At 37.5% G+C, this 25746-nt stretch carries 18 protein-coding genes and 1 riboswitch; of the genes, 10 read left to right on the top strand and 8 right to left on the bottom strand.

The window, feature by feature from the left end; all coding sequences use genetic code 11:
- Positions 1–10: 10 nt before the first annotated feature.
- The 5 genes from H4J67_RS08045 to H4J67_RS08025 form a co-directional block, all read right to left on the bottom strand.
- Positions 11–1147: a succinylglutamate desuccinylase/aspartoacylase family protein gene (locus H4J67_RS08045; RefSeq protein WP_404842782.1), complete on the bottom strand. Its 1137-nt coding sequence runs from the start codon at positions 1145–1147 to the stop codon at positions 11–13.
- Between the two features lie 33 nt (positions 1148–1180).
- Positions 1181–2425, bottom strand: coding sequence for a PLP-dependent decarboxylase (locus H4J67_RS08040; protein ID WP_182175355.1), 1245 nt, complete (start codon positions 2423–2425; stop codon positions 1181–1183).
- 26 nt (positions 2426–2451) lie between these two features.
- Positions 2452–3201: a 2,3,4,5-tetrahydropyridine-2,6-dicarboxylate N-succinyltransferase gene (locus tag H4J67_RS08035; protein ID WP_182175353.1), complete on the bottom strand. Its 750-nt coding sequence runs from the start codon at positions 3199–3201 to the stop codon at positions 2452–2454.
- Between the two features lie 30 nt (positions 3202–3231).
- Complete coding sequence (dapA, locus tag H4J67_RS08030; RefSeq protein ID WP_182175351.1) at positions 3232–4164, bottom strand: 4-hydroxy-tetrahydrodipicolinate synthase; 933 nt, start codon at positions 4162–4164, stop codon at positions 3232–3234.
- A gap of 90 nt (positions 4165–4254) precedes the next feature.
- Positions 4255–4426, bottom strand: a riboswitch (Lysine riboswitch).
- Positions 4427–4552: 126 nt separating this feature from the next.
- A complete protein-coding gene (locus H4J67_RS08025; protein WP_182175349.1) occupies positions 4553–5803 on the bottom strand; it encodes a DsbA family protein in 1251 nt (416 codons plus the stop codon).
- Positions 5804–6025: 222 nt separating this feature from the next.
- Here H4J67_RS08025 and H4J67_RS08020 point away from each other — a divergent pair, with 222 nt between their 5' ends.
- The 3 genes from H4J67_RS08020 (at position 6026) to arcA (ending at position 9634) form a co-directional block, all read left to right on the top strand.
- On the top strand, positions 6026–7060 hold the full coding sequence (locus H4J67_RS08020) for a methyltransferase (protein ID WP_259368528.1): 1035 nt from the start codon (positions 6026–6028) through the stop codon (positions 7058–7060).
- Between the two features lie 43 nt (positions 7061–7103).
- Complete coding sequence (locus H4J67_RS08015; RefSeq protein WP_182175339.1) at positions 7104–8732, top strand: sensor histidine kinase; 1629 nt, start codon at positions 7104–7106, stop codon at positions 8730–8732.
- A gap of 200 nt (positions 8733–8932) precedes the next feature.
- A complete protein-coding gene (gene arcA, locus H4J67_RS08010) occupies positions 8933–9634 on the top strand; it encodes a two-component system response regulator ArcA (RefSeq protein ID WP_070375514.1) in 702 nt (233 codons plus the stop codon).
- Between the two features lie 76 nt (positions 9635–9710).
- Here the strand turns inward: arcA and H4J67_RS08005 are convergent, their stop codons facing one another.
- Positions 9711–10058: a phosphorelay protein gene (locus H4J67_RS08005; RefSeq protein WP_182175338.1), complete on the bottom strand. Its 348-nt coding sequence runs from the start codon at positions 10056–10058 to the stop codon at positions 9711–9713.
- A 295-nt stretch (positions 10059–10353) separates the two neighbouring features.
- Here H4J67_RS08005 and folE2 point away from each other — a divergent pair, with 295 nt between their 5' ends.
- The 7 genes from folE2 to H4J67_RS07970 all read left to right on the top strand — a co-directional run bounded on the left by folE2 (position 10354) and on the right by H4J67_RS07970 (position 21594).
- Positions 10354–11277, top strand: a complete 924-nt coding sequence (gene folE2 / locus H4J67_RS08000; protein WP_182175336.1) for a GTP cyclohydrolase FolE2 — start codon at positions 10354–10356, stop codon at positions 11275–11277.
- A gap of 488 nt (positions 11278–11765) precedes the next feature.
- Positions 11766–16226 carry a glutamate synthase large subunit gene (gene gltB / locus H4J67_RS07995; protein WP_182175509.1) on the top strand — a complete coding sequence of 1487 codons (4461 nt, stop codon included), beginning with the start codon at positions 11766–11768 and terminating at the stop codon, positions 16224–16226.
- A gap of 33 nt (positions 16227–16259) precedes the next feature.
- On the top strand, positions 16260–17675 hold the full coding sequence (locus H4J67_RS07990; RefSeq protein ID WP_182203433.1) for an FAD-dependent oxidoreductase: 1416 nt from the start codon (positions 16260–16262) through the stop codon (positions 17673–17675).
- 172 nt (positions 17676–17847) lie between these two features.
- Positions 17848–18606 (top strand): ABC transporter substrate-binding protein, encoded by a 759-nt coding sequence (locus H4J67_RS07985; protein WP_182203431.1) that lies wholly within the window; start codon positions 17848–17850, stop codon positions 18604–18606.
- Positions 18607–18716: 110 nt separating this feature from the next.
- Entirely contained in the window at positions 18717–19580 is an 864-nt protein-coding gene (locus H4J67_RS07980; RefSeq protein ID WP_182175330.1) for a YicC/YloC family endoribonuclease, read from the top strand.
- 185 nt (positions 19581–19765) lie between these two features.
- On the top strand, positions 19766–21070 hold the full coding sequence (locus H4J67_RS07975) for a site-specific integrase (protein WP_182203429.1): 1305 nt from the start codon (positions 19766–19768) through the stop codon (positions 21068–21070).
- A 65-nt stretch (positions 21071–21135) separates the two neighbouring features.
- Positions 21136–21594 (top strand): hypothetical protein, encoded by a 459-nt coding sequence (locus H4J67_RS07970; protein ID WP_182203428.1) that lies wholly within the window; start codon positions 21136–21138, stop codon positions 21592–21594.
- A 147-nt stretch (positions 21595–21741) separates the two neighbouring features.
- Here the strand turns inward: H4J67_RS07970 and H4J67_RS07965 are convergent, their stop codons facing one another.
- Both H4J67_RS07965 and H4J67_RS07960 read right to left on the bottom strand, forming a co-directional pair.
- A complete protein-coding gene (locus tag H4J67_RS07965) occupies positions 21742–22683 on the bottom strand; it encodes an Abi family protein (protein ID WP_182203426.1) in 942 nt (313 codons plus the stop codon).
- An 18-nt stretch (positions 22684–22701) separates the two neighbouring features.
- Complete coding sequence (locus tag H4J67_RS07960; RefSeq protein ID WP_182203425.1) at positions 22702–25740, bottom strand: type I restriction endonuclease subunit R; 3039 nt, start codon at positions 25738–25740, stop codon at positions 22702–22704.
- Positions 25741–25746 lie beyond the last annotated feature (6 nt).

Here is a 25746-nt window from a genome sequence, read left to right as displayed (position 1 = left end):
TCACTCAGTATTAAAACTCAAAATACTCACTAAACACTTTATATAATTCTGTACCTTGATTCACACTCGCCGAGGCAAAATGTAAAATAGGAATGACTTTCTTATCCAATGAAATATAGTGCAATGGATCGCCGTCACCATAATTATCCATGCGTAAAATTCTCGCCAGTGGTTCACCCGCAGCTAATGGTTGACCAAATTCAGCCAAGTAATCGACCATCCCTCCCATTGGCGAATAAAAGGCTTTATAGTTTTTTAAATAACATCCATAACGTATCATCGTTTTCGGTCGGTATTCTGTGGTGTTGATGACGTTTTTATGCTGTAAATAATTCATAATGCTTTTAGCATCTTCTAAGGCTACATCAAGATCAATCTGTTCTTGCGAGCCTAATTCAACGGTAAAGCTTTCTTTGTTAATAGACGCTGAACTAATCGAAAACTCGATACCTAATTCAGCAAAAGCGTCTTGTAATGACCACCAAGGGCAGAATGTTGCTTCATCTAAGGCACCATCAAAGTCATTAGGAATTAATAATGTATGTGGAATATCAAAGTACTGAGCGCTTTCTTGCGCATATTCAGGGCAGTATAAATGTTTACTTGAAATAGGCCCGGTATGTAAGTCTAAAACGTAGTCAGCTTGATGAGCCAAGCGCTGTAATTGATAAGCAATGCGTTGTCCGGTCGTTAGCCCATAAATATTATGGTTAAGTTTTTCTTCAATACTTTCAATCATTAGCTTTTTAAAATTGGCTTCAATAACTTGATTTTTTTTGCCAATACATTCACGAACAAACGGCTTGATGATGCTTTCATCAAAGTGATACATCCGATTCCAATTCACTCCGGTGATAGGATCAAATCTGCCAAGGGTATATTCACCATTTTTATGATTACAACCCACAGGGTTGGCATAAGGTACTAAGGTAATATCGCCATTTATTTTTGTGTTTTTCAATAATTCTAATAGTTGAAAAATAACCGCATTACCTTGCACTTCAGCGCCATGCATATTCGCTTGAATATAAACACTGGGTGCATCAGTACGTCCTTTTATACGATAAACAGGAACGGTAAGTGCTGCTCCGCTCGCCATTTCACCAACATGCATAACTTCTTTTTTTATTTCATTCATTTTGTTCACTTTATCTTAAACATTAAGCTGAAGTATTTATCGCTATCTTAAATACCAATCCGCTGGTTGTGCTGCTCTGACTTCAACCAACGTCCCTTGACTAAACACGTATTCAGCAGCAATATGGTGACAAAGAAAAAACGGCATACTTTCAGTAAAACCGTAAGCACCGCAATAGCCAAATACCAGTTGATCGCCAACAGATACATCATCAGGCAAAGGCAACTTACCCAATTTGTCCATACTGGTGCATAGCGGACCATGAATATCAAACAACTGTTTTTCGCGTGCAGACTCTCGTAGTAAATTTACCGGAAAAGGCTGTTCTGTTATCGCCGGTCTTAACAAATGATTAATACCTGCGGCTAAGACTAACTGCTCTTGACCATAATTCATTTTTCTATCAACAACGGGGACCACATAATAACCACACTCAGCAACCGCAAAACGGCCCAATTCTAACCATAACTCTTCGGCACCTGCCTGCTGCTTTATGATCGCCAAATCAGCAATAATTTTCTGCCAAGAAAGTGTTTTTCCTTGCTGTAAATAATCAATACCTAAACCACCACCTAAATCTAAGATTTTTAATGGCATACCTATGTCATCAGCTAAACCTTTTAATGGTGCAACCATTTGTGACCACAGCGAGAACATTTTTTCATTACTGAGCATATTGCCCCATTGAAAAATATGTAAGCCACACAGTTCAATACCAGGAAAGTTAACGACTTTAATGCTTTGCCACTGCACTATCGACAAACCAAATGGTGTTAGGCAATTTCCCCCTAAAGGGTTTTTTTCACCCTCTGGCCATTGCAACTGAACCCGCAACAGCACTCTTGGCTTAACATCATGCTCAATAGCTGCTTCATTTAACCAAGTTAATTGATTCAAACTTTCAGCAACAAAAATATTAACCCCTTGTTTAATGAACGACGTTATTTGTGCTTTTGATTTTGCCGGACCGGTATTTAAGATACGTTCGGGTGCAATACATTGCTTTAAGACTTGATTTAATTCGCCACTGCTCGCCACATCAAAATTAAAACCCGCATCGTCTAAGGTTTTAATGATGTTAGATAACGGGTTCGCTTTTACCGCAAACCATAGCTTAATGACGTCTTGGCGTTGTAGTTCGGCTAAATGGGCTTTAAGCGCATCAAGATGATAAACAAAGTAACCTTCTTGCTGGCTACTTTCAGGTTGTTGTTTTATTAACTCAGCGCTTAATTCAAGCGCCGAAGGAGAATCAAAACAATGGGTAATATTGACTAACTCAGACATGATATTCCTGCTTTACCTTAGAGGGCTTAACGTAAAATAGACTCGAGCTCTAACGAGGCATTACTTTTTTCATCGCGATATTTAACGATTAATGCACAAGCCATATTTAAACCGTGCGTTTTCGCCCACGTCCCTGAAACCGGACGTGTTCCAGGCACCACTACAGCACGTTCAGGAATATCAGCACCTTTTTCAAGCATCACTTCATTCACACAATCGTAAACAGGCACTGACGCTGAAAGTGAGACACCTGGCGCTAAAACAGCCCCTTTTTTAACAACAATACCTTCGACAATGACCACACCAGCACTTAGAAAGGCACCATCTTCGATAATAACAGGGCTTGCACCAACCGGTTCTAAAACACCACCAATTTGAACAGCGGCAGAAACATGAACATTTTTACCTATTTGGGCGCACGAGCCAATTAATGCATGGCTATCAATCATAGTACCTGTATCAACAAAAGCCCCAACATTAATGTAAGCGGGTGGCATAATAATGACACCAGGCGCAACATGCGCACCACGGCGAACTGAAGAACCACCCGGTACTAATCGCACTTTATCGTCAGCGGTAAACTCACGCGCAGGTAAATTATGTTTATCGACAAACCCCTTATAAATGCCATCAAAAGCAATGTTTTCGCCCGCTTTAAATGCTGATAATATAGCTTCTTTTACGGCTACATTGGCCTGCCAATTTCCTGCTTTATCTTGATTTGCCGCACGAACAGTACCTGCTTCTAATTGTGTTAATGTTTCTTGCCAATTCATTTTAAATTCTCATGTTAATACTTAAAGGGATCACTTAGCTTGAGTTTCAAGCCATTGATTAATTAATTTATCTGATGCTAACAGCGAGTTGCAGTCGTTAAGTTCTAAATGGGTTAACGGCGCACGTAAAAAGGGAGTGTTTATCATTTTATTTTGGTGCATTAATACTTTTACAGGTATGGGACTTGCCACCTTAAAAAGCTCATCGACCGCATTTTGCCACAGTGGAAATAAACCTTGAGTCTCACCAGCTAGTGATAGCTCGACGTATTGATGAGTTGCTGCCGGCCAGACATTACTACAAACCGAAACTAACCCTTTTACACCTGCTTGTGCTAAGTAAGGCATCATGGCGTCTTCACCACTATATAGGGCAATATCTGGACAATACTGGCGATAGGCGAGTACCTGATTTAAATCGCCACTGGCTTCTTTTAACGCCCAACAATGCTGATGATTTTGCACCGTCTGTAAAGTTTCAATAGCAATAGAAACACCGCTACGAGAGGGGACGTTATATAACATACAGGGGAAATTGGCGGCATCAAGTAAAGCACTAAACCATTGCGTTTGACCTATCACACCCGGCTTTGCGTAAATGGGACTACCAAGTAAGTAGGCTGAAATAGGTAATTTATTACAAGCTGTTATCCAATTAATTTGCTCGGTTAACTGATAACCGCCAACAGCCACCATTAAAGGTGCGCTGAGTGATAATTGGCAAACAAATTCAACAATTTTAACTTGCTCTTGCGATGTTAAGGCCAGGCCCTCTCCTGTACTACCTAGCAAGACAATACCATTACCGGCGTCAGACTGACTAATAGCTAATTGTTTGAGGCTTGGAAAATCGATTTGACCATCATCAAGTAATGGCGTAATTAATGCGGTCCATAAAATAGTATGATGAGGCGTTGGGTTAGCTGTTAAGCTAATTTTTTTTGATAGTTTTATTTGATTCATTTCTCTCGAACTCTGTTCGTTCGGAGAACTTTTAGGCGTTTGTAATAACCAAGATAACAATCACTTATGTGAAGAGCATTAGGCTTTACAAAGGCCAGAAGCTCCCCACCAAGTTGGTGACAATTGTTAGGATTCAACCCAAACAACCGATAAGTAAATTATCAAAAAATTACTTACCTCGGCATTAATCCCCCTCGTTACCAATCATTAGAGCTTGATCTCTTTATGATAACTACCTGGTTAATGCTCCTCTTCTGGCCCTTTATCATAAGTTTCGCTTGTTTGAAAAAACAAAACTTTATTGAATTCAGGGCAACAACATTAGAACATTTATTCTAATGTTGAGTCAATAGTGCTCTAAATGAAGATAATACGGATATATTATATCTTATGAAACAATAATCGCTTGTTCAATTTGTGCCAAGCGGTCCTGCCCCCAACAAATAACATTTTGAAATCGAAAACAAGGCGCTCCCCATAACCCCATGCCATCTAAAGTACTTTGGTTGGTATCAGACCATTGTTGCCAGTCATGTTCATTATTATATTCTAACGCTTGTAGATAATTGATTTTATGCTGCTGACATAAAGATTCGATTACCGATTTATTTGATAAGTCTAAACCGTCAACATAAATGGCCTTAAACGCAGACTTAATAAAATCGAGTTCTTTATTTTGTTGTTCTGCATACGAAAAAATTTGAAAAGCATTAAAAATACCTTGCCCTAAAGGATCTGCAATACCGGTAAAAGGAATATTAAGTTTTTTGGCTTCACGACTGGCATCAAAAACAGCATAACGTTCTTTATTTTCTGTCGTGGTTAACCCCCGCATAATCAAAGGTAATAACGGCTTTATCTTTAAAGGGATCTGATAATGCTGACTTAACTTTTCTGCTTGTAATAAACCAATGTAAGAATAAGGGCTTCGTAATGAAATAAATGCTTCTAATATTTTCGTGTCAGCGATGTCAGCGATGTCAGCTGCATTATCTTTCACTTGTTGCTCAGCAAAGACTAATTTATTTTTTTGATAAACAGCAACACTGTCATCTTTTGCTAAACCAAAGTCAGCCAAACGTTTTTCTAGATGTTCAAGCCTATCAATACCAACAAACCATTGCCCCGCAATAAAAATAGACGAAGGTAAGTAATGCCCTTGTTTAACTAAACGTATTAAATTTTTAATTTGATAATTTATTACCGGTGTAGAAGCATGATAGTAGTAATCAAAATCATTCGACCAAGTCTGTTGAAAGAGTTGCCAAGCATTATCGAGTGTTTTAGGTCGCAACTGCCACATTTGCTGACCAGTAAAGAGTGATTCTTGAGTCGGTCGTTGCGTTATTTTTTTCAATTGATATTGATCAGCAATAAAGTTGGCATCTTTTATTGCCCAAGTGCGCATTAATTTGGGATCGATAGTTACCCCTGGAACACTTTCATAGACTAAGAACAATTTAAATTGAATATTGAAACGTTGCTCTAGTTCTGGTAACACTTGAATCAGCATAAAGCTATAAGGGTCATTAAGTGCTAAGTAAACTTCAGCGACAGGTGTTTTTCTAAACCAGTTAGGGACGGTAAAATAGCGAAATTTTAATAACCATGCACGCTTATCACTGCGTATTAGTTTCACTTTAAACCAAGTAAAAAATTTAGTAAAAATAACCCACTCCCTGAATTTTATATGGTGATTTGCAAATTTATTATTCGCCTTTCTGACATGATAATAATATTCACGTAGAATAGCGGCTATTATAAACATATCTTTTCGTTAAGCGTATAAAATACCGTTAATTAATTTAGGGTATAAGTTATATATTTATGAATGCCATAACCCAATTATTTGAGAATAACTTTGTTAGATAACATCAATCAATTATTGCTGCGTAATCCCGATTTACTAAAAGCAAAAGCGCCATTATTTATCAACCTACCTATTGACGATTTTTTTGAAGAATACCATGCACTTCACCCTCAAGCAGTGATGACATGTTATAACACGAATTATCAATCACATTTACAAGCCAAACGATTAGACCTCACTCAAATGACTGCGGTATTTAATGTCTATTATCAAAGTAAGACTGCCCACGACTTAGTGATTATTCAGTTTCCTAAAAGTAAGGCCGAGTTAACTTTTATGCTCGCGATGATAAAAGACTCGATAGCAAATGAATGTTTAGTTTTGGTTGTAGGTGAGAATAAAAGCGGTATTAAGTCATTAGCAAAGTTGACCGAACAACAGCTTGGCGATTGTGCAAAAATTGATGCTGCTCGCCATTGCTTATTATTCGCAAGCAATATACTTGCGACGCAAAAGTCTTTTATCTTAGACAACTGGCTAAAGCCATATTCTTTTATGATTAAAGACACAAGTGTAGATGTGGTTGCCTTGCCTGGTGTATTCAGTCAAAACGGCCTCGACATTGGCACTCAGGTATTATTGGAAAATTTACCAAAGAAAATCACCGGCGAGCTACTCGATTTTGGCTGTGGTGCCGGAGTCATAGCCAGTTACTTGGGTAAAGTTTTTCCTGAGATTAAGTTACACTTACTTGATGTCAGTGCCTTAGCATTATATTCAGCGCAAGCAACATTGAAATTAAATAATTTAACTGGTCACGTTTTTCCATCAGATAGCTTGTCAGATCTAAAAGGTAAGTACGATTACGTTATTTCAAATCCACCCTTTCATCAGGGCCTTAAAACCAATTATCAAGCAACAGAGACATTCCTTTCAAAAATAAAACCCCATTTAAAACCGAAAGGACAAGTCACTGTGGTGGCAAATAGTTTTCTCCGTTATCAACCCATCATGGAAGAGGCGATTGGAAGAACACAAGTTTTGGCTAAGCAAAAGGGCTTTTCTCTTTATCATTGTTCAATTTAATTGCTCAATATAAAATTTAAGTTACTATAAATATATGGAAAAAATGAAACGCATTCACTCATTAAAAATAAAGCTAATGGTTATGATCATTGGTTTTGTTGTGTTATCTGTCATTATTTCTTCTTTTATCATCGCTAATTTAATCATTAACGATACTAACGAGGACGCCTCAAATAACACAAAGTATTGGGCAGAGCTTATCGCAAATAGTCAAAGTACCAATCTGGTTAATCTGGCCAAAGATGAAGACCAATTAATTAGTAATTATTTATCAATGCTAAAACATGTCCCTTATATTAGGCATGTTCATATTTATAAAAAAAATCCTGACACTGAAGCTATTACTTTCTTCGCTAGCTACAACAAAAGTGCTATAGGCAAGGCTATTTCTGAAAAAAGTGAAAAAATAGCCGAGTTATCGTCAGCAAAGTTTAGCGGCCATATTATAGAACTTATGTTACCTGTAATAGCTGAAGAGCAAACGGTGGGCTATGTCTATATACAAGTCAGCAGCGAACATATACAGCAAATAACTAATTATTTATTATTGCGCTACACCCTTCTCATTTTCATGTTTATTTTTATTACCGCTTTAATATCAATAGCACTTAACCGCTTTATTACTTCTCCGATGTTAAATATTGCAAATAAAATACAGGAAATCTCCAAACATAAAAAGTTCAATTTACGCATTGAACAGATGCCTTTTAAAGAGCTCGATATTCTAGCGCGCAACATAAATATTGTACTAAATAGAGCTGAAACACAACTTGCTAAACTCTCAGATGCCAAGCAACTCAGTTATCAGCAAAACCAAGATCTTGAAAATAAAGTCAATAAACGTACCCAAGCCTTGAAGGATTCTAATAATGAATTACTTTCAACATTAGAAAAGTTGCATCAGTTTCAAGGGCAACTTGTTGAAAGTGAGAAAATGGCTTCGTTAGGCGATATGGTTGCCGGTGTCGCTCATGAAGTAAATACACCGATAGGTTTAGGCGTTACAGCTTCAACATTATTATCGGATCGCTTATTAGAAATAAAAAAAGCTTTTGATGATAAAACCTTAAAATCAAGTCAATTGAAAAAGTTTCTTGTTGAAGGTGAAGAAAATACCGCAATTATTTACCGTAACTTGAAGCGCGCTGCAGAATTAATTGCCAGTTTCAAAAAAGTTGCTGTTGACCAATCAAGTGAAGAAGCACGAACATTCAATATCAAAAATTTGTTTGACGACATATTATTAACGTTAGCCCCACAAATTAAAAAGTTACCTTTTATTATCAATGTGGACTGTCCATGCGAACTCGTTATAAAAAGCAAACCCGGTCCTATCAATCAAATAATTATTAATTTAATACAAAATTCTATTAATCATGGCTTTGATGACAGAGACCATGGTGTAATTACCATACAGACTAGTATTTCTAGTGATATGCTTACTATTGACTATCAGGACGACGGTAGGGGTATTGAACCTTCTATTATGAATAAAATTTTTGAGCCTTTCACCACCACAAAAAGGGGTTCGGGTGGCAGTGGTTTAGGCTTACATCTGGTTTATAATTTAGTCACACAAGCACTAGGTGGAAAAATATCCTTTATTAGTGAAATTGAAAAAGGGGTTAATTTCAAAATTATTATCCCAACACAAGTCATTAAAGAAGATTAAAGCTGTGTGGATAAATATTTGTTGATTAAGAAGAAACTAACAAACTTGATTGTTTTTTAGTTAGTGGTTCTATACCATACTAATAATTGTATAAATAATTAACAAAATAAGCATTAGTAACATAGCGTTAATATAATTTTCAGCTATAATTAACATACCTAAACATTATTGCTAAATACATAAAGAATGGAAAAAAAAACATGCAAAAACCTCACATACTTATCGTAGAAGACGAAGATGTTACACGCTTTAACCTACGTAACTTGTTTGAAGCAGAAGGTTATCAAGTATCAGAGGCTACAGACGGTGAGAGCATGGATACTCAATTACAAAAAAATACCATTAATTTAGTCATCATGGATATTAACCTTCCGGGTAAAAATGGCTTATTATTGGCAAGAGAATTAACCAGCAACAACGAGCTAGGGTTAATATTTCTTACCGGTCGTGATAGTGATATAGATAAGATACTTGGTTTAGAAATCGGTGCTGATGACTATTTAACAAAGCCATTTAATCCACGTGAATTAACAATTCGAGCTCGAAACATTCTTAACCGAATTGGTCAAACAAAGAATGAAATTGAAAAAGCAGTGATCACCTTCAATAAATGGTCACTCGATGGTAATTCAAGAAAAATGACAGCACCTGATGGACAAGTTCTATCTATACCTCGCGGCGAATATCGCGCCCTACGTTTATTAATTGAAAACACGGGCCAAATTGTTACACGCCAGCAATTGATTAAAGAAATGACGGGTCGTGACCTTCGCTCAAATGACCGTACTGTTGATGTAACGATTAGACGTTTACGCAAACATTTTGAGTCAGTACCAGACGCTGCTGAATTAATTAATACTATTCACGGTGAAGGATATCGTTTTATTGGCTCTGTTGATTAAGCGCTCTTTAACAATAAATAATTAAAAAAGGGAAAGCAATAATTGCTTCCCCTTTTTTAATTGTTTTAATGTATGGTTACTTTGAGGCTAACCATACTTTAAAGGCAGTAACGGCATTTTTATTTATCTCATTGAGCTCAGAGATATAAGCTGACTTTTCTGGCCATTGCCCTGGTAATTTTTCAATTGCAACCAACTTAGCATGAGCGGTTAACAAACCAACACTGCCAGTAGCACCTTTCATTTTATGGCAGCGTTCTTGCCATAAGACTTGTGACTCTTGTGCAATCGAATCGATAATGTCTTCAATATAGGTCTTTGATTGCTCAATATATAAGTCCAACATCTGTTGTACAATATTTTGTCCTAAGCTATCCAAGTATCCATCTAATAAATTAACATCTAACTGTTCGGTATAATTCACAAAACCTACCTTAAATTATAATTATCGTGGTGTAATTTTCTTCATTGTAACAATATCAACGCCGATGTCATTAAACAAATGCCTTTCATCTAGATTACTTCAAAGTGATTTGAAAAGCATAAAACCATATGAATACACAGCGTTTCAATAAGTTATCTTGCCAAGTAACTTAAAAAAGAACTGTCGCTATATCTACAAGGAAATATACGTTAGAATACGCGCCCTTAATAAGTTTGTTATGTACTGAAGTTTCAAAAAGCCCTTTACATAGCGCGTTAGAAATACTGGAGTAGAAATGTCCACATTAATGCCTGATATCGCCAATCACACCTCAGCTCAAACCGAAGGTACCCTCGATTGGGTTGGAATGAGTAATATAGAAATGCCGATGATGGTTGCTTCGCAAGGTGAAAATGAGCGAATGGTTTCTACTTTTATTGACGCGTTTGTAAACTTAAAAGAGCCACAAGCAAAAGGCATTCATATGTCTCGCTTGTATTTACTGCTTGATGAACTTTCAACCAGTAATACTTTAGACTTTCAAAGCTTGGTCACTTTACTCAGTGGTTTTATCAGTAGTCATCACGATCTTAGCGATAATGCTAAAGTACAGTTCCGCTTCGACTATCACCTTAGAAGAAAATCATTAATCAGTGGTAAGCAAGGCTGGAAAGCATACCCAGTAACATTAACCGGTCGCTTAAATAAGGGTAAACTCGATATAGAGCTAGCCGTTGATGTTAGATATTCATCAACTTGTCCTTGTTCTGCCGCCCTTGCTCGACAGTTAATTCAAAAAGCTTTTAAAGAGAAGTTTAATGACCAAGAAGCCGATTTAGACTCAATTCATGAGTGGCTTGGTACAACTGAAGGTATTGTTGCTACACCTCATAGTCAACGTTCAGTTGCTGAATTAAAAGTAAAGTTAAATGCCAACATTAGTGAATTCCCTATTACTGCATTAGTCGATATTATTGAAGGCTGTTTAAAGACACCCGTTCAAGCCGCAGTAAAAAGAGAAGATGAACAAGAGTTTGCACTACTTAATGGTCAAAACTTAATGTTTTGTGAAGACGCCGCTCGTCGTTTACAACACGCAATGAATAACACTGCTGGCTATGACGACTTTTGGCTACGTATCAACCACCTTGAATCTTTACATGCCCACGATGCGGTAAGTATTACGACTAAGGGCGTTGAGGGTGGTTACCAACCTTAAGCCACTGCTATTCAAAACATAAAAAGTAAATTAGTATTAAAGCCAGTAATTACTGGCTTTTTTATTGATGAATTTTCTGCGTTTTCTCCTCCACCTCGCCCATACATCAATGAATAAAAGATGAATAACACCTAAAATTAACATATCTCAGTATATTTCGTCATAAAAATTAAAATGTAATTAAATTACAACAAAGTAAACAAAAATCATTCTCAACTCGCTAAAACCTATTGATAACAGCTTGAAAAATACACAACTAAATCAACAAAACCAACCATCATACACAATAATCAATCAAAACAGGCAGTTAGACTAATGTATAAAAACTACGAGCAAATACTCTATTTTGATTGACCTTTTATCGATAAGTGTTTAATGTGAAGGGTTCCACCTGAGTGAAAACAGAGTATTTATGCATTATTTGTATAACTTTATTCCTTTAACATGTTCTCTGTGCTCAAGTGGTTATTTCCTGAGGAGAAAATAACATCATGCTTTACGATCACAGCGTTCAAAAAGACAACTGCGGATTTGGCTTAATTGCTCACCAACAAGGTGAAGCAAGTCATAAACTAGTAAAAACGGCAATTCATGCACTTGATCGCATGCAGCATCGTGGCGGTATCGCTGCTGATGGTAAAACAGGTGACGGTTGTGGCTTGTTGATGCAAAAACCTGATACTTTCTTTCGAGCTATTGCCGAAGAAAACAACTGGAAGCTTGGCAAAAAATACGCTGTAGGTATGATTTTCCTCAATCCTGACCCTATTCAAGCCACTTTAAGTAAAAAGATTCTTGAAGAAGAGTTAGCGCGTGAAACCCTAACACTTATTGGCTGGCGCATAGTCCCTACTGATACTTCTATGTTGGGTGAAACAGCTGTCAATAACATGCCACAAATAGAGCAAGTTTTTGTTGATGCTCCTCCGGGCTGGAGAAATCGAGATTTAGAGCGCCGCTTATTTATGGCACGTCGTCGTGCAGAAAAACGCATTGAAGATAACGTTTTTTATGTGGCAAGTTTGTCGTGCTTGGTAACTATCTATAAAGGCTTAATGATGCCAGTAGACTTACCTAACTTTTATTTAGACCTTGCTGATATTCGCATGCAAACGGCCATTTGTGTTTTTCATCAACGTTTTTCAACCAATACTTCTCCACAGTGGCATTTAGCACAACCTTTTCGTTATTTGGCTCATAACGGTGAAATTAATACAATTAAAGGTAACCGACAGTGGAGTCGTGCCCGTACCCACATATTTAAATCTCCTTTATTACCCGATCTTCAAGATGCTGCACCCTTTGTCAATGAAAGTGGTTCTGACTCATCATCACTAGATAATATGCTTGAATTATTCCTTGCTGGCGGTATGGATTTATACCGAGGTATGCGTTTATTAATGCCACCTGCTTGGCAAAATAGTCCGTTAATGGATGAAGACTTAAAAGCGTTTTACGAATTTAATTCTATGCATATGGAACCATGGGACGGCCCAGCCGGCGTTGTGGTTACCAATGGTCGCCATGTTGCCTGTAATTTAGATAGAAACGGCTTACGTCCTGCTCGTTATGTTATTACTCGTGACGGTTTTATCACCCTTGCCTCTGAAGTAGGTATCTGGGATTACGGTGAAGATGAAGTAGTTGAAAAAGGTCGCGTTGGCCCCGGTGAAATGCTTGCCATTGATACTTACACTGGCAAAATATTCACTTCTACAGATATTGATGAAGAACTAAAAGTTCGCCACCCTTATCGTGAATGGTTGGATAAAAACATCCGCCGTTTAGTACCGTTTCATCAACTCGATGCCGAACTTATTGGTAAGCGTATTTTTAATGATAAAAGCATATCGCAATACCATAAAATGTTTAATTACAGTTACGAAGAAATTCATCAAATTGTGAAAACATTGGCTGAAAATGGTATGGAGGCAACTGGCTCTATGGGCGACGACACCCCTATGGCTGTGCTTTCAAGTCAACCTCGTACAATTTATGATTACTTCCGTCAACAATTTGCTCAGGTAACAAATCCACCCATTGATCCATTACGTGAACGCTATGTTATGTCACTAGGTACCTGCATTGGTCGTGAGCATAATGTTTTTAACGAAACAACAGGCCATGCCAACAGAATTTTGTTTGCAACACCTGTATTAATGTATACCGGATTAAAACAGCTACGTGAACTTGACCCTGAGTATTACCGCAGTGACACACTGAACTTAAATTACCGCACAGAAGAAGGTTTAGAAGCTGCAATCATCCGTTTATGTGATGAATCCGAGGCATTAGTTCGTGATAAAAACACCGTTATTTTAGTACTTTCAGACCGTCAAATTGATAAAGGGTTATTACCTATACCCGCAGCGATGGCGGTTGGTGCAGTACAGCAACGCTTAGTTGAAACGCAATTACGTTGTGACTCAAATATAATTGTTGAAACGGCATCGGCAAGAGATTCACATCACTTTGCTGTACTACTGGGCTTAGGCGCTACTGCAGTTTATCCTTATCTTGCTTTTGAAACGATTGAACAATTAGTTGAACAAGGACAAATTGAGTTAACGGCTCGTCAAGCTGTAATGAACTATCGTGATGGCATTAATAAAGGCTTGTTGAAAATATTATCTAAGATGGGTATTTCAACAATCGCCAGTTACCGTTGTGCAGGTTTGTTTGAAGTGATTGGTTTGCATCAAAATATAATGAAAATATGCTTCCCTGATTTACCGAGTCGTATTCAAGGAGCTGATTTTTCAGACATAGAACAAGACAACATTAACCTTGCTCGCAAAGCCTTTTTAGCACATCAAAAAGTCAATCACGGCGGCTTACTTAAATATGTACATGGCGGTGAATACCACGCTTATAACCCTGATGTCGTGACTTACCTACAAAAAGCAGTTAAATCTGGTGATTATGCAGATTACCGCCTGTTCGCCGATCAAGTAAATAAACGCCCAGTAACAACATTACGTGACTTATTGGGCTTTAAAGAAGACACCCAATCAATTGATATCAGCAAAGTAGAACCTGATACTGAAATGTTTAAACGCTTTGATAGTGCCGCTATGTCTATTGGTGCATTAAGTCCTGAAGCTCATGAAGCATTGGCAATTGCCATGAACCGTTTAGGCGGTTATTCAAATTCAGGTGAAGGGGGTGAAGACGAACGCCGCTTTGGTACCGTAAAAAATTCACGTATCAAACAAATTGCTTCTGGCCGATTTGGGGTAACACCGCATTACTTAGTGAATGCCGATGTACTACAAATAAAAGTCGCTCAAGGTGCAAAACCTGGTGAAGGTGGTCAATTACCCGGTGATAAGGTTTCACCATTAATTGCTAAGTTGCGCTTTTCAGTACCCGGTGTGACATTGATTTCTCCACCACCACATCATGATATTTATTCAATTGAAGATTTAGCTCAGCTTATTTTTGATTTAAAGCAAGTTAACCCTAAAGCGGTTATTTCAGTAAAACTGGTTTCAGGACCTGGTGTTGGTACTATCGCTTCTGGTGTTGCTAAAGCTTACGCTGATTTTATTACCATTTCAGGTTACGACGGTGGTACTGCAGCTAGTCCATTGAGTTCGGTTAAGTATGCCGGTTGTCCATGGGAGTTAGGTTTAGCCGAAGCACACCAGTCATTAGTGACTAACGGTTTGCGTCATAAAGTACGTTTGCAAGTTGACGGCGGATTAAAAACTGGTATCGACATTGTTAAAGCGGCAATTTTAGGTGCAGAAAGCTTTGGTTTTGGTACTGCGCCTATGGTCACTCTGGGCTGTAAATTCTTACGTATCTGCCATTTAAATAATTGTGCTACAGGTGTCGCAACACAAGATGATGTTTTGCGTGAAAAATTCTTTAAAGGTTTACCTGAGCAAGTCATGAACTACTTTAAGTTTATTGCCCAAGAAGTGCGTGAAATTTTAGCTCGTTTAGGGGTCGAAAGCTTGACCGCGATAATTGGTCGAACCGACCTACTAGTTCAACTGACAGGTTTAACAGCTAAGCAGCAAAAATTAGATTTATCACCTATTATTGCACCTGTTGTAGCAGGTGCTGATACAGCTCTTTATCAAACAGAAGGAAATAATCCCTTTGACAAAGGCGTATTAAATAAAGAAATATTGGCGGCTTGTACTGATGCTGTTTCACACAGCGCAGGCGGTGAGTTCCGTTTTGCTATACAAAACACTGATCGTTCTGTCGGTGCATCATTATCGGGTGAAATTGCTCGTCATCATGGTGACCAAGGGATGGCGTCATCTCCTATTAAAATTTATCTTAATGGCACAGCTGGCCAAAGTTTTGGTGTTTGGAATGCCGGTGGCTTAGAAATGACCCTAACCGGTGATGCCAATGATTACGTTGGTAAAGGAATGACTGGCGGTAAGCTAACCATCAAGCCACCTAAAGGTGTTGAGTATTTAAGTCATAAAACCATGATTATGGGTAATACTTGTTTATATGGCGCAACCGGTGGCAGACTTTATGGCTGTGGCCGTGCGGGTGAGCGCTTTGCGGTGCGTAACTCGGGTGCTCATGCTGTGATTGAAGGCACTGGCGATCATGCTTGTGAATACATGACGGGTGGCATAGTGACCATTCTTGGGCAAGTTGGTGTAAACTTTGGTGCCGGTATGACAGGTGGTTTTGCTTATGTGTTTGATGAATCAGGTGATTTAGATGTCCGCTTAAATAGCGAATCTATTGAATTATTACCAATAAGTGATCTGACTATTCATCAAGAACATTTACGCGGTATTATTAACCAACATTTTGATGAAACAGGTAGTGCACGCGCTCAAGAAATATTAGCTGACTTTGATGCTTACGCACCACGATTTAAATTAGTTAAACCTACGGCAACCGATGTTAAAACCTTATTAGGTCATCGTAGTCGTTCATCTGCTGAACTTCGCGTTCAAGCACAGTAGTCGTGTCGAGAATGCGAATTAAGGGAAAACAGTATGAGTAAAAATGTTTATCAATTTATCGATGTTAAACGCATCGATCCGCCTAAAAAAGCGATTGAACAACGTAAAATAAATTTTGTTGAAATCTATCAGCCATTGAGTACTGACCAAAGTGCTGGCCAAGCAGACCGTTGTTTAGATTGTGGTAATCCTTATTGTGAGTGGCAATGCCCTGTTCACAATTATATTCCACAATGGTTAGAATTGGTTACAGAAGGTAAGATTTTTGAAGCTGCTGACTTATGTCATCAAACAAATAGCTTACCAGAAATGTGTGGCCGTGTTTGTCCACAAGACAGACTCTGTGAGTCTGCCTGTACATTAAATGAAGATTTTGGTGCAGTTACTATTGGTAATATCGAAAAATATATTACCGACACTGCGTTTGCACAAGGGTGGAAACCCGACTTATCAGACGTAGTAAAAGTGAACAAACGTGTTGCTGTTATTGGTGCTGGCCCTGCAGGTTTATCTTGTGCTGACGTACTAACACGTAATGGTATCGACGCTGTTGTTTACGACAAACATGCTCAAATAGGTGGCTTGCTCACATTTGGTATTCCATCATTCAAACTAGAAAAAGATGTTATTCAAACGCGTCGTGAAATTTTTGAAGGCATGGGCATTGAATTTAGATTAAATGTCAATGTCGGTGTTGATATTACCATTGATTCATTAAGTGAAGAGTACGACGCGGTATTTTTAGCACTCGGCACCTACACAGATATGACAGGTGGTTTTGAACACGAAGGCGCTGCTGGTGTTTATACCGCCCTCGATTTCTTAGTCGGTAATACACAAAACTTAATGAAAATTACTGAAAATGCTAAACCTTTTATCAGTTTTGAAAATAAGAAAGTCATAGTACTCGGTGGTGGTGATACGGCAATGGATTGTGTACGTACGTCAATTCGTCAAAGTGCTACCGAAGTAACCTGTGCTTATCGTCGTGACGAAGCCAATATGCCGGGTTCACCACGCGAGGTTCAAAATGCTAGAGAAGAAGGTGTTAACTTTCAATTTAACATACAGCCTCTTGATATTGCTATTGATAAAGAAGGTAACGCCTGCGGTGTTAAATTTGTAAAAACTGAACTAGGTGCTGCGGATGCAAAAGGCAGAAGAAGCCCTGAACCGATAACTGGTAGTGAGTTTATTATGGAAGCTGATGCCGTCGTTATTGCTTTTGGTTTCTTACCTAGTCCGCCACAATGGATGAAAGATGCCGGTGTTGAAATAGATAAACGTGGATTGGTGTTAGCCGCTGATAATAGCGAATTTGCTTTACAAACCACTAAACAAAATATTTTTGCCGGCGGTGATATGGTACTAGGTTCAGACCTTGTTGTTACAGCTGTTGATCAGGGCCGAAAAGCAGCCATAGGTATTCTAGACTTTGTGCTAAGTTGATCTATATTTAGCGTTTATTTTAAAAAGCAGCCTAAGCTGCTTTTTTTATGCCTAAATTTAATAAAATAAACACCCATTCAAACAAAGTGAGCTATATTAATAAAATAGAAAACTTGGTTAAAGTTTATCAATAGTATTGCTACCAAGTATGTTACAGATACTTAAAATATATATGATCAAATTATCCAATAATTATCTCACCATTTTAACAATAAGTTTTTTATTTTTATTAGTAGCATTTAATGGCAAAACTAAAGTAATTGACGTTGTTACCGAACTTCTAGAGCCTTATCAAATTAAAAATCCTGATGGTAGCTTAGGTGGTTTTTCTACTGATGTCGTTAAAGCTTTATTTAAAATAACTAAAGACCATCCTAAGATTCAGATAATGCCCTGGGCAAGGGCATACGAAGTTGCACTTCATAACCCTAATGTTTTAATTTACTCTATTGCACATACAAAGCTTAGAAATAAAAAATTTCATTGGATAGGAGCACTTAAAAAAGAGCGCTTATATTTTTGGGGATTAAAAAAATATTACGCTAAAACCAACTATAAAGTACCCGCATTAAAAAAATTTAAGATCGCTGTTTCTAGAAATTCGAATTCAGCACAATATTTAATTGCTCAAGGTTTCTCCAATATTTACCAACTTGCTAACGAACGACAAAACATGGATATGCTATTTATTGATAGAGTTGACTTAATACTTGCAACACAAATCACCATAGAAACCAGAGCTAAAAATCTGGGCTATGATTTTAATGAGTTACAAAGATTAAACGAAGTGGCCGCTTTAAATAACAAACTCAGTATTGCCTTTAGTCTTCATACGTCACCAACATTGATAAAAAAATACCAAACAGCATTTAAACAACTAGTAACCTCTGGTCAACTTAAAAAAATTAAAGAAAAATGGAAATTATATTAACTCTCGTATAAATAAAAATTCATTCTTTAAGTGTATAAAATATAGTAGCTACCTGATTACGCGTTTGGCATAATTACTTTAATTTTTTGATTCAGCAAACGGATAACAATATGATCCACAGTATGACAGCTTTTTCTCGCTTTGAAGTAAAAGGTGATTGGGGTAATGCAGTTTGGGAAATTAGATCTGTAAATCAACGATTTCTGGAAACTTACTTCCGTTTACCAGAACAATTTCGTAGCATTGAACCCGCATTGCGTGAGCGATTTCGTAAACAATTAAATCGTGGAAAAGTAGAGTGCAGCTTGCGTTTCAATGCTAACCCATCAGCGAAGAACAATTTATCGCTTAATAAAGGCTTAGCTGAACAACTGCTGCAACACGCAGGTTGGATAAACGAACAAACACTTAATAGTCAATTAAATCCTTTAGAAATCATGCGCTGGCCTGGTGTCATGGAAGCTGAAGAAGCCGATATGACCAACATTCAAAAAGAAATTTTAGAAGGATTTGAACAAGCGCTAAAAGACTTTATTGATGCTAGGACAAATGAAGGAGAAAACTTAAAAGTACTAATTGAACAACGCCTTGAAGGTATTGTTGAGCAGTCAAACAAAGTAAAAGCATTTATGCCTGAAATCATTGCATGGCAGCGTAAGCGGATTACCGATAAATTCACTGACGCCAAAATTGAGCTTGATTCAAGCCGAGTTGAACAAGAGCTAGTGTTACTTGCGCAAAAAATGGATGTTGACGAAGAAATTGATCGCCTATCTAGCCATGTAAAAGAGACAAGAAGCATCCTCACAAAAGGTGGTGCACAGGGTCGTCGCCTAGATTTTATGATGCAAGAATTTAATCGTGAAGCAAATACCTTAGGATCTAAATCGATAAATGTTGATACCACCAATGCAGCCATAGAACTAAAAGTACTTATCGAGCAAATGCGTGAGCAGATCGCAAATATAGAATAAGCATTAAAGCAAGTTAAGGTAGGTTAAATTAACACAACTTAACAGTGACTTAAAGGTGATCTTGAATTTAAGTTAATGCCTTTTAATCTAGTTAAATTAAAAGAAAAGTATGACAGAAGGTTTGACATAAAGTTACTCTGTCGATAAGGTGAACTCTATTCTGTCATACTTTAAGGCGCACTACTTTGACTGTTTCTACGAATTATTCTGATTTAATACAAAAAATTAAAGCAGGAAAGTTGAATGATGCGATTATTAAAGCTCTATTAAGCACAGAAAAAGAAAGCTTCACTCGCATAGAAAGAAATTTATACTTTCGCATCAGTGCACAAGGTACTGGCTTTTGGGTTTATCAATACAAAATTCACAACAAGCCAAAGAGAATGACACTTGGTACATATGGTAAAAGACCTGACCGTATGCCACTTTCTGATGCTAGAGATGCCCTTGCCGAAGCTAGAGCACAAGTTAATAATGGGGATGACCCATTAGCTGAAAAAAAGCGAACCAAGCAAAACAAATATAAAACGGTAGATGACCTTGCTTTAGACTGGTTAGAAGAAATTACGAGTAGTCTTCAACACCCCAACATTCCAATTCGAATATACCAACAAGAGATAAAACCTTGTATAGGTGATATATCTTTAAATAGTGTTACTGGCTTAGATATCAGAAGTGTTCTTAAACATGTGAAAGAACGAAAAAACACTGTTCGACCAACAATAGCCAATGATACATTAGCCTATCTTAAGCAGCTGTTTGATCACGGTGTTACACTTGGCTTAATTCATCACAACCCTGCAATTTCATTTAAGACAAAACATGCTGGTGGCCCTGAAAAATCTAGAGATCGAGCGCTCTCCTTAGACGAGTTAAAAATAACCTTTCATGTTATGCAGGAGCATCAAGCCCACTTTATCCGTGAAAATTATTTAGCTGTATTGCTATTAACAGTATTAGGTGTACGAAAGGGGGAATTAATTGGCTTACCTTGGAGTGAACTCGATATTTCTAAAGCTGTTTGGTATTTACCTAAAGAACGCGCAAAAAATGGATCTGCAATTGACATCCCACTTCCTAAACAGGCTCTTCTTTGGCTTGAGGAATTAAAAATAAGAGCAGGCAATTCAAGTTATGTTTTCCCCTCAAGAAGAGCTAGTAAACGTCGAGGGTATATATCTGATGATACCCTTAACCATGCTTTGACCAATCTCTTCGGGCGAAAGACCGGTAAGCTAGAAAGTAGTACAGGCGACGTTCTAGGTAAAGCTGGGATTGAATACTTTGTCATACACGACCTTCGACGGACAACAAGAACTTTAATGTCTAAGAACAAAGTGTGCGCTGACGTGGCTGAAAAATGTATCAATCATGTTAAAAAAGGTGTTGAGGGAATCTATAACCGAGATGCATTCTTTGAAGAAAGAATTGAAGCTCATCAGCAGTTAGCGGAGCAAGTTTCACAACTAATAAGTCATATAGAGAAATAAAAAAGAACTTCATAAAGAATATGATAAAATCATTCTATGACGACCAATTATATATGGAGATAAATATGGCCAGTTTAAGTGACTTTATTAAAGAACAACTTCCCCAATCAGCTGATGAAAATAAGCTTTACTCTACTCGAGTATGGACTGTCTATGGCATAGGTAATTTTTATAATGCTGATGATTTTTCGAATTATAGTAGTATGCTGACTTCATTGGAGGCTAGTCATGCTATAAGCATTGCTGAGCATTTCAATATCCAGATTACTCACAATTGTTTTAGTGTTTATTCATCCAACTTGCTTCATTTGAGTGGGGTTTCTTTTAAAGAATTTATTGATAAGCATTCAAGCTATTCTTTAGATGAAATGATGTCTGAACTAGAAAAAGCGATGATAGGTCAATTTAAAGGCTTTGATGGTATACATTTTTCTGACGATAAAACGGTATTTATTGTTCACCCAAGAAGCAGAATGAAGTGTAATTCATTTATACTTAATGAAGAGGCTGAATTATTTTCTTAATACCAGAAAGGCGAAAACCATCCCGCGGGATGGTTTTCATTGATGCTCAAGTTGGGATCTTTAGCGAGAATTTTATTACTAAAGCCATGTTCCAACGAGCTAGATTATATAATGATACATAAGTGTATTATTGTCAATATCAAAACACTAAATAACTCCTGGTATTATCATTGAAGCATTATTTTTATGAATCACTTCTATAGGTGTGCCATTGGCTAATATCTTTCTTAATTCCCTTTTAACTTTACTTAGCTTCCAACCCTCTCTTAGCTTAAGGCATTTGTATGAATCGATTGCTTTATCAGTGACCAACCAGTCAAAATGTCTTTTATAGTGAGAATTTAAATAATCATTCTTCCTATCTTCTGATACCCAAGATAGTAACCTAACAAGCCGTTTATTAAGTTCTATCATTCGGTTTATACTGTCTTGGGGAGTCCTGGCCGCAGGATATATTTCATTGCCACTACTACGGTGTATTATCCGCGTAAATTTCCATATTGGTTCATGATGAGCAATTCTATTACGAAGCTCACAAACTTGCTTTAGTCTTAATAGTAAATCATCTATTGCGACTTGATCCCAGTATGACTGATTGACTGAGAAATGATCTTTTAAAGCATTGTGCAGAATTTTTTGCCAATTTACGTTACGCCTTTCTATTAAGTAAGGCCAAAAACCGAATGTTTGCCCTGCTACAACAGCGCCTGGTTTGGGAGCTGGGCTTTTTGCTGTTAATACAGGATTGCGACTACCTCTTTGCCTTGAAGAAATATGAGTAATATCCCTAATACTCTTCGGATTCCAAATTATCCTTTGGGTAATTAAACTTTCATACCAATCATTATCAAAAACGTTTCCTTGATTCTTATGGGGATGATATTCATGTGAAAGCTCTCTATGTAAAGCATTTCTAAACGTCACTTCTAGAATACTTACAATCTTAAAAAAAGCAGCAGATAATGCATCATTCCATAAATAAAGGCCTAATGCTTCTTCATCAGTTGTAACATTAAAATAGTTTCTATAACTTCTAATTCTTTCAGGTGAAATAGTTTCTACCGTACTCGCTATATTACTCGGTAACAAAATTAATCCTTATAAACTCTATTTTGAGTTTTTCTTCCTAAAGCGCTTATACAAGCTCTTAGCGATATCATTAACAGCAATACCACGTACATCAGCATCGCCCATTAGCCGTTGAAAAATCTCTTCGTTACCATCCATGCGGTCAATTAATATGTCTTCAAAGACTTTTGACAATATTGATGAAAAGTCATTAAAGCTATTTGCTGAAGCGGCTTCTTTAAGATCTTCACTTTCAAACGCTTCTTCCTCAATTTGTTCAAAGAACAAACGGTCTGCTTCGGTAAAATCAGTACCAAACCTTTCGTTAAGTGCTCTCACCAATTCAGACAGCGGTACTTCTTCTTCGGTGGAACTACCTGTGCCAACATCCGAAGGACCGCCCAAATCATCTGCACTGCCTGGTTCTAAATTAATAGAGCCTTCACTGATTTTTTGTAAACGATAATATTCAAGTTCAACATCACCATCTATCTGGTAACCTGGGCCTGAAACATCCCTTGGTAACTTCGTTAGTAAATAACGTAAATAGGTATAGAGTTTTTCTAAATCAGTATCTTGGTAAGGCATTACTTGCGATAAGAAACTGTACATATTTCTGAAGTTCACCAACAAGCCTTTAAAATCACCTTGTGATTCTTCATCTAACTCAATATATCGCTCTACTGCTAAATCTATAACACCATTCATTTTTGCGTGGTCATGCACACTTTCTTTGCGTTTAGGCGCAAAATAAACGGTACAAAAATTATCAACTTCATTTTCATGAATGACTTGGTGCTCATCAATTTGACTTTGCAAACGGTAGAGATGATGAGGGTCAGTTAACTCTTCTGCACGAGTAACTTTGTAAAATGGCTTGAATGCTTCAAAAATTTCCTCTGGCTCGTTTCTAAAGTCCAATACAAAAGTATCTTCCTTGCCAACAGCCATACGATTTAATCGTGAAAGCGTCTGTACGGCTTGTATACCAGACAATTTTTTATCAACATACATAGTATGCAATAATGGCTGATCAAAGCCTGTTTGGTACTTCTCCGCGACTAACAATACCTTATAGTCGTCCGTTTCAAACTCTTCTGGTAGCGCTCTTTCAGAAATACCGTTATTCATACCTACTTCGGTATAATTAACACCTGGTACTTTAGGGTCTTCCACTGAACCTGAAAAAGCGACCAAGCTTCGCACATCGGTATAGCCCTTCTTGGTGATATAATCATCAAAGGCATTCTTATAACGTACAGCATGAAGGCGCGAGTCTGTTACCACCATGGCTTTGGCACGTTGACCTATTTTGTGGCGAACATTGGCTCTAAAGTGTTCAATCATCACTTCTGTTTTTTGTGCAATATTGTATTCATGTAGTGTCAAAAACCGAGCAAGTGCACGAGCTGCTTTCTTGCGTTCTACATGAGTGTCTTCTTCAGCGGTTTGGGTAATTTGGTAGTAAGTTTTATAGGTTGTGTAGTTTGCTAACACATCGAGTATAAACTTCTCTTCGATCGCCTGGCGCATGGTGTAATGATGAAATGGTGCTTCGCCAGTTTTACCTGGTTCATCAAATATCTTGAGTGTTTTGTATTTTGGCGTAGCAGTAAAAGCAAAAAAGCTTAAATTATCCTGTTTACCACGACGAAGCATAGTGCGTATCACTTCATCTTCGTCATCTTCTTCGTTTTCAGCAATATATTGGGCTGCTTTTTCTTCAACACCATCTTTATTGAGTACATACTTCATATCCATAGCTGTTTCACCAGACTGTGAGCTATGTGCTTCATCAACAATTACAGCGTAACGTTTACCTTTAGTACTTAACTCAACAGAGCCTTCACCTTGTTCCTCGTTAAGTTTTTCAAGTGTTTCTGAAACAAAAGGAAACTTCTGCACTGTGGTGATGATGATAGGTGTACCACCTGATAAAGCTTTGACTAACTGACGTGTATCCTCATCAATTTTTTCAACTACGCCTTGCTTGTGGTCAAACTGGTAAATTGTATCTTGTAGCTGTTGGTCGAGTACTTTTCTGTCGGTAACAACAATAACCGAATGAAAGATTTTCTCATCCGTCTCCGTATGCAAGCTTGATAGGCGATGTGCCAACCAAGCAATAGAATTCGATTTACCTGAACCTGCAGAATGCTGAACTAAATAGTTTTTTCCAGCGCCGTTTGCTTTAGAGTCATTAATTAACTTACGTACTACATCTAATTGATGGTAACGCGGGAAAATCATGACTTCTTTTTTGATTTTCTTAAGTACGTTATCTTTAAGTATCTTTTTCTCTTCAACTTGCAAATGCATAAAACGATTAAGAATATCTAACAGACTGTCACTTTGTAATACTTCTCTCCATAGGTAAGCCGTACGATAACCACCGTCTTCGGCAGGAGGATTACCTGCACCGTCGTTAAAACCTAAATTAAATGGCAAGAAGAAGGTTTTTTTACCGCTTAGTCTAGTCGTCATAAAGGCTAAATCGGTATCAACAGCAAAATGTACTAATGCGCCTTTTTTAAACTGAAATATAGGTTCGTTAGGGTCCCTATCGTTCTTATACTGCTTCTTAGAATGTTCGGTAGATTGACCAGTAAACTTGTTTTTAAGCTCCAAGGTAACAACAGGTAAACCATTTAAAAATATTGCCATATCCAGCGACTTTGTGTCTTTTTCTGAAAAATATAACTGGCGAGTAACAGATAATTGATTTTTATTATAAAGGGCAAGTGTGTCATCATTTAACTGGTTGTTAGGCAGAAAATACGCGACCTTGAATTTTTTACCAAAGCATTTAAAACCATTACGGATGACACTCAGCATACCTTTAGTGTTGATATGCTTTCGTAAATCAGCAATAAGAACGTTATCGGTTTCTTCACCATGAATCACTTCAAGCGCTTGCCAAGTTTTTAACTGCGTATCTTTGATAAAATTGATAATACTGTTTTTCTCAAGGCACAACTCAGGATCAAAATCAGCTGAATCGCCTTTAATGTATTTATCATTTTCAATTAGATGATATTGAATAGCTTCTTCGAAATGGATTTCTTTGGTATTTTTCATGATTGC

The organism is Colwellia sp. BRX10-4, assembly GCF_014077465.1.
Lineage (GTDB): Bacteria > Pseudomonadota > Gammaproteobacteria > Enterobacterales > Alteromonadaceae > Colwellia_A.
The sequence above is the reverse complement of the archived record's forward strand: the minus strand, read 5'-3'. Positions and strand labels throughout refer to the sequence as shown.